Annotated in this window: 5 protein-coding genes; 1 reads left to right on the top strand and 4 read right to left on the bottom strand. The window is 45.1% G+C overall.

Features of this window, described 5'->3' with window-relative positions; all coding sequences use genetic code 11:
- A partial coding sequence (locus tag A3766_RS17395) for a diguanylate cyclase (RefSeq protein WP_156508949.1) occupies positions 1-1181 on the top strand: 1181 nt, incomplete at its 5' end.
- Between the two features lie 623 nt (positions 1182-1804).
- On the opposite strand, the gene A3766_RS17390 is transcribed toward A3766_RS17395, so the two are convergent.
- From A3766_RS17390 to leuC, 4 genes are all read right to left on the bottom strand, one after another.
- Entirely contained in the window at positions 1805-2992 is a 1188-nt protein-coding gene (locus A3766_RS17390; protein WP_068510286.1) for a PilT/PilU family type 4a pilus ATPase, read from the bottom strand.
- A gap of 206 nt (positions 2993-3198) precedes the next feature.
- Positions 3199-4311 (bottom strand): aspartate-semialdehyde dehydrogenase, encoded by a 1113-nt coding sequence (asd, locus tag A3766_RS17385; protein WP_068510289.1) that lies wholly within the window; start codon positions 4309-4311, stop codon positions 3199-3201.
- Positions 4312-4347: 36 nt separating this feature from the next.
- Positions 4348-4998 (bottom strand): 3-isopropylmalate dehydratase small subunit, encoded by a 651-nt coding sequence (gene leuD / locus A3766_RS17380; RefSeq protein WP_068510291.1) that lies wholly within the window; start codon positions 4996-4998, stop codon positions 4348-4350.
- Positions 4999-5003: 5 nt separating this feature from the next.
- Positions 5004-6425 (bottom strand): 3-isopropylmalate dehydratase large subunit, encoded by a 1422-nt coding sequence (gene leuC / locus A3766_RS17375; RefSeq protein WP_068510293.1) that lies wholly within the window; start codon positions 6423-6425, stop codon positions 5004-5006.
- Between the last annotated feature and the right edge of the window lie 10 nt (positions 6426-6435).

The raw sequence follows: 6435 nt of genomic DNA, 5'->3' as shown, positions 1-6435 counted from the left end.
TGTATCTAATTTATGTCAGCTATATTTGTAGCATGTTAATGTTCTTGGCCAGTTTGAACGGTTGGTCTTTTCAATATTTGTGGCCGGAAAGCACTTCCTGGAACGATACGTCCACGGTCATATTCCTGAATGGCGTTCTACTTTTCGCAGTACTTTTTGCTAAGTACTTCCTAAAACTTAGCGAACTAAAAAACCAGCTGTCCCTACAGGCAAATGTTTTGTCGGCTATTTGTTTGGCAGCTATGCTCTGTTACCTATGGTTTCCCTACAATTATTCAATTGTTTTTCTTATACCCTATGCTGCCTTTAGCTGCTTATGGGCACTGTCAGTTGGCGTATATGCTTGGTACGTGGGTCAAAAGTCCGCTGGTTTGTATGTCATATCCTGGACAGGGCTGTTAGTCGGTGGAATTTTATTAGCACTCAGTAAGTTCCAAATCATTCCCAGAAACATTATCACTGACCAATCAGTTCAGCTCGGTTCTTTGCTAGAAGCAATGTTACTTTCTTTTGCTCTTGCTCAGCGAATCAATCATGAACGCTCTGGAAGGATTGAAGCTCAGGAGCACGCTTTAGCAGTTCAAAAACAAGCGAACGATGAATTAGAAGAAAATGTCGCAGCACGAACCAAGGAGCTGGAAATAGCGAATCAACGCCTAAAAGAGCTTAGCGACACTGACCAACTAACCGGCATTAAGAATCGCCGTTATCTTGATCAATATGTTGATCAGGAGATCATCCGAGCAAGACGATACCAGCACCCCGTTTCAATACTACTCATTGATATCGATCATTTTAAAGCTGTAAACGACAACTTTGGCCATTTGGTTGGTGATATTTGTATACAGGCCGTTGCTACTGAGCTCTCAACACAATTGCGCTTTCCTACCGACCTAGCCGCTCGATATGGCGGAGAAGAGTTTTGCATCGTGTTACCTCAAACGGGGCTAGAGGGAGGAATCGTTGTCGCTGAGCGAATTCGAAAACGTATCGATCAGCATGTCATTGAAGCTGAGGGTTTTGATCAAGCTGTCACCGTAAGTATCGGTGTTTATTCTACGATACCTGAAAAAACAGATACAGCTAAGCATCTCTTGGAAAATGCAGATAATGCGCTTTATTCTGCAAAACGAAATGGCCGAAACCGTGTGGAAAGCTATCAAACGAAGCATCAGCAATAATAAAGATTAGTTATTACAGATATGTACTTAGGAGAGTAGGAACTATAACCCGCCCCTTTCGCCATGTCGTCTAAAAACGTGCCTGGGCTTTTACTTTGCGATGAGCTCAATCAGGTAAAAATAGCCTAAACATCATTCTAAATATTGGGGTCATAAATATTGGGGTCAGAGTAACATTCACTCATATCCATGTCCGCAATGTCGTGACTGCTAGTATAAACTTGGGCTTATGTCAGAGGCAGGAAGGTGAAGATAGCAGGCTTCGAGAAAGGTAGCACTCTGTGTTCTTTTCGTTAGTCCACCACATGCAGGTTTGGCTGAATAATCTCTATCTTGATAGGGTGCGCCGCGCGCACCGGCGAAGATTGTGCCCTTCGCTGCCAGAAGGTTCCACCATCAGTATGACTCTGCTCCGTGCTAGCCCGCTTGCGAGCCGTGGAAGGCTCTGCTTACTGGTTAGGGGGTTACCTCAATTTATGTTTGTTTGAGCCACAGGGTTCAGCGGTGCGCATGGCGCACCCTATTAGAGTTGTCTGAGTATTAAATGCGGACATTCATGCCTAAGCAACCCTGTCACGCTGGGCCTAAACGCTATTTTAAAACTATAGGCCGAGTTCGGACCATTAAAATGAAGGCGAAGGAAAATCATCCTCGGGTTCGTCCTTCTTAATTTCTTCAAGGCTTAATTCCAAAGCGCTGGACGTGACCATGGTGTCTTTAGACGGTTCACTTGAATCCCCTTCTCCACCATTCGAGTCATTTAGCTTGATCTTCAAGCGAAGGTTATTAGCAGAGTCAGCGTTCTTAATAGCTTCTTCAAGAGATATTTTGCCTGCTTTGTGTAGATTGAATAAAGCGGTATCGAATGTTTGCATCCCTAAACCTTGGGATTTTTCCATAATTTCCTTTATGCCTTCAATCTCTCCACGCAAGATTAATTCGCTGATAGTTGGCGTTCCTAAGAGAATCTCAATGGCCGCCGCACGCTTTCCATCTACTGTTGGTATTAGACGTTGAGAAATAAATGCACGCATATTCAGTGCTAAATCATTGAGTAGCTGAATACGTCGGTCTTCAGGGAAGAAGTTGATAATTCGGTCGAGCGCCTGGTTTGCGTTGTTAGCGTGGAGCGTAGAAATACAGAGATGGCCAGTTTCAGCAAAGGCTAGCGCGTGCTCCATCGTCTCTCTGTCCCTGATCTCACCAATTAGAATAACATCCGGCGCCTGACGCAGAGTATTCTTAAGCGCGGCTCTATAGCTTCGGGTATCAACCCCGACTTCACGTTGGTTTATTACACTCTTCTTATGTTTATGGACGAACTCTACAGGGTCCTCGATAGTGATAATGTGACCACCTGCGTTCGAGTTACGGTGATCTATGAGTGCTGCGAGAGAGGTAGATTTGCCCGAACCTGTACCACCAACAAATAACACTAGGCCACGTTTAGCCATTACGACCTCTTTTAATACTTGCGGTAAACCCAGGTCATCAGCCTTTGGAATCTCTGTGACGATATTACGTGCAACGATTGAAATCTCGTTTCGCTGTTTGAATATATTGATACGGAAGCGACCAACACCGGAAATTGTATAGGCTAGGTTCATTTCTAGCTCTTGCTCAAATTCCTTTGTTTGTTCGCTATCCATCACGCTATATGCAATATCTTGTATTACCCCAGGCTGTAAAGGCTCTTGCTCTAGCGGTTTTAACTTTCCGTGAAACTTTGCGCAAGGCGGCGCGCCGGTACTTAAATACAAATCAGAACCGTCATTACGTGCTAGCACAGTTAAGTATTTTTCAAATTTCATCGAGAATATCCTATTCGTCAGATCAAGAGAGTAAAGAAATCTAGACAATAAGAAATAGACTATATGTGTGGGTTTCGCCAGCTTGAAATGATTTGATGGATACTTGAGCGGTAAAAACGTGAAGTATGAGAGGTAGTACAAGAAGGGAGGAAGAATTGAGCCATATTGTTTATGTAAAACTGAAAATATGGCTCAATCAGAGCTAACTACTGTTCTAACAAGATGCGTAACATTCTTCTTAGAGGTTCAGCAGCACCCCATAGTAGCTGATCACCTACAGTAAACGCTGAAATATACTCCGGCCCCATTGTAAGCTTACGAATACGACCAACAGGAATGCTTAGCGTACCAGTTACTTCAGTAGGTGTAAGCTCATTAATCGTTTGCTCACGATCATTCGGAATAACCTTAACCCAGTCGTTCGCCTTCGCTAATTTTTGCTCAATCTCTTCCACTGAAATATCTTTCTTCAGCTTGATCGTTAAGGCCTGGCTATGACAACGCATTGCGCCAATACGCACGCACAGGCCGTCAATAGGGATCGGTGTGTCTTCAATGCCTAGTATTTTGTTTGTCTCGGCGCCAGCTTTCCACTCCTCCCTGCTTTGCCCTGAAGGTAGCTGGGTATCGATCCAAGGAATCAGGCTACCCGCAAGCGGCACACCGAATTGGTCTTTTGGAAACTCATCAGAACGCAGCCTTTCAGCGACCGCTTTGTCGATATCAAGGATTGCGCTTGCAGGGTCTGATAGTGGATTAATTACAGTATTATGAATATCACCCATCTGCGAGATTAGTTCACGCATATGCTTGGCACCAGAACCTGAAGCTGCTTGATAAGTCATGGGTGAAACCCACTCAATCAAGTCTTCAGCAAACAAACCACCTAGCGCAATCAGCATTAAGCTGACCGTACAGTTTCCGCCAACGTAGTTCTTAACGCCTGATGCCAGGCCTTTATCGATCACGTCACGGTTAACAGGATCGAGCACGATAATCGCTTGATCATCCATACGAAGCGCAGAAGCTGCGTCAATCCAGTAGCCGTCCCAGCCTGAGTCTCTCAGTGGCTGAAATACCTCTTTGGTATAATCACCACCCTGACAAGTAATGATGACATCCATTGCTGATAATTCAGCAATGTCGGTTGCGCTCTTAAGCTTTTTCTCACTTTGACCAACATCTGGCGCATCTTGGCCAGCCTGTGAGGTTGTGAAGAAAATAGGCTCAACCAATGAGAAGTCGTTTTCTTCTTTCATGCGCTGCATTAGCACGGAGCCTACCATGCCTCGCCAACCAACAAGTCCTAATTTTTTCATCTTGAAAACTCTTTTAAATAATCCAATAAGTCTGTTTTATCGCTCAAAATCTACAAATAACCAAGGTGCTTCAGCTTTTCTTTTCTCTTCATAAGCCTTGATTGCTTCGACGTTTTCTAGCGTTACGCCAATATCATCCAAACCGTTTAACAAACAGTGCTTACGGAAGTCATCGACTTCGAAGCTGTATACTTTACCACTCGGTGAAGTCACGGTTTGTTGCTCTAAATCAATACTTAGTTCATAACCTTCGTTTGCGAATAATTCGTTGAAGATTACGTCAACATCTTCTTCACTCAGAACGATCGGTAAAATACCGTTCTTGAAGCAGTTGTTGAAGAAAATATCCGCAAAGCTCGGCGCGATAACAGCACGAAAGCCATAATCATCAAGCGCCCAAGGCGCATGTTCACGAGATGAACCACAACCAAAGTTTTGACGTGCAATAAGAATATTTGACCCCTGATAGCGCGCCTGGTTAAGCGAAAAGTCCATATTCAATGGGCGCTTTGAACAGTCTTGCCCAGGATAGCCTTCATCCAAATAGCGCAACTCATCAAATAAGTTAATACCAAAGCCCGTGCGCTTGATCGACTTAAGGAACTGCTTTGGCATAATCATATCGGTATCGACATTGGCACGATCAATCGGAGCAACGATACCTTTAACTTGTGTAAACTTTTTCATCGCTTTTACCCCTTAATAAATTCACGTACATCAACAAAGTGACCGGCTATGGCAGCCGCAGCGGCCATGGCAGGGCTAACCAAATGCGTACGACCACCAAAGCCTTGGCGACCTTCGAAATTACGGTTTGAAGTTGAAGCGCAATGCTCGCCTTCACCCAACTTGTCTGCATTCATTGCCAAGCACATTGAGCAACCCGGTTCACGCCATTCAAAACCGGCTTCTAAGAAAATCTTATCCAGCCCTTCTTGCTCAGCTTGCTCCTTGACCAAGCCAGAGCCTGGAACAATCAGCGCCTGCGTTAAAGAGTCTGCAACCTTGCGCCCCTTGACCACTTCTGCTGCCGCTCTAATATCTTCAATTCTTGAGTTAGTACAAGAACCAATAAATACTCTGTCCAGCTTAATGTCAGTAATAGGCATATCTGCTTCCAAGCCCATGTACTTAAGCGCTTTCTCGATGCCCTCTTTCTCAACTGCATCACTAGCGTTGTCAGGGTTAGGCACATTGTTATCTACCGGAAGCACCATTTCAGGAGAGGTTCCCCAGGTAACTTGAGGTTTGATTTCAGAGCCCTCTAGCTCGACAACCTGATCAAAGACAGCATCGTCATCACTGTGCAAGTCTTTCCAGTTTTCGACTGCGGCGTCCCACATCTCGCCTTTTGGCGCGAATGAACGGCCTTTGACATATTCTATGGTGGTTTGATCTACTGCGATCACACCTACTCGTGCACCGGCCTCAATAGCCATGTTGCAAACGGTCATACGACCTTCCATAGATAGCTCTTCAATTGCTTTACCTGCAAATTCGATTGCACAACCTGTTCCGCCAGCCGTACCAATTTTGCCAATAATAGCCAAAACGATATCTTTACCTGTGATACCTTCGCCAACTGAACCGTTCACACGTACAAGCATGTTCTTCATCTTCTTCTGAACAAGGGTCTGGGAGGCCATAACATGCTCAACTTCAGAGGTGCCAATACCGTGAGCCAAGGCACCGAATGCGCCATGGGTAGAGGTATGGGAATCACCACAAACAACCGTCATGCCCGGCAAGGTAGCGCCCTGCTCTGGGCCTATTACGTGCACAATGCCCTGGCGCTTGTCTAACATTTTGAATTCAAGCACGTCGAAAGCTTCGCAGTTGTCATCCAAGGTTTGTACCTGGATACGTGAAACTTCATCGGTAATAGATTCAATTCCGCCAGTTCTGTCAGTTGTCGGGACGTTATGATCAGGTGTCGCGATATTAGCATCAGTTCGCCATAAAGGACGACCAGCCAGACGTAAGCCTTCAAAAGCCTGCGGTGACGTTACTTCGTGCAGAAGTTGTCTATCGATATAGATTAGTGAAGAACCATCTTCACGCTGCTTAACCAAGTGGGAATCCCACAATTTGTCATATAGCGTTCTACCAGCCATAACGTACTCC

The organism is Oleiphilus sp. HI0132, assembly GCF_001635845.1.
This window is presented reverse-complemented; position numbering and strand designations above follow the sequence as displayed.

What these genes read in the sequence shown, in the direction of transcription:
- leuD (WP_068510291.1), bottom strand. Translation starts at nt 4,998, where the DNA reads ATGAAAAAGTTTACACAAGTTAAAGGTATCGTTGCTCCGATTGATCGT.
- asd (WP_068510289.1), bottom strand. Translation starts at nt 4,311, where the DNA reads ATGAAAAAATTAGGACTTGTTGGTTGGCGAGGCATGGTAGGCTCCGTG.
- leuC (WP_068510293.1), bottom strand. Translation starts at nt 6,425, where the DNA reads ATGGCTGGTAGAACGCTATATGACAAATTGTGGGATTCCCACTTGGTT.
- A3766_RS17390 (WP_068510286.1), bottom strand. Translation starts at nt 2,992, where the DNA reads ATGAAATTTGAAAAATACTTAACTGTGCTAGCACGTAATGACGGTTCT.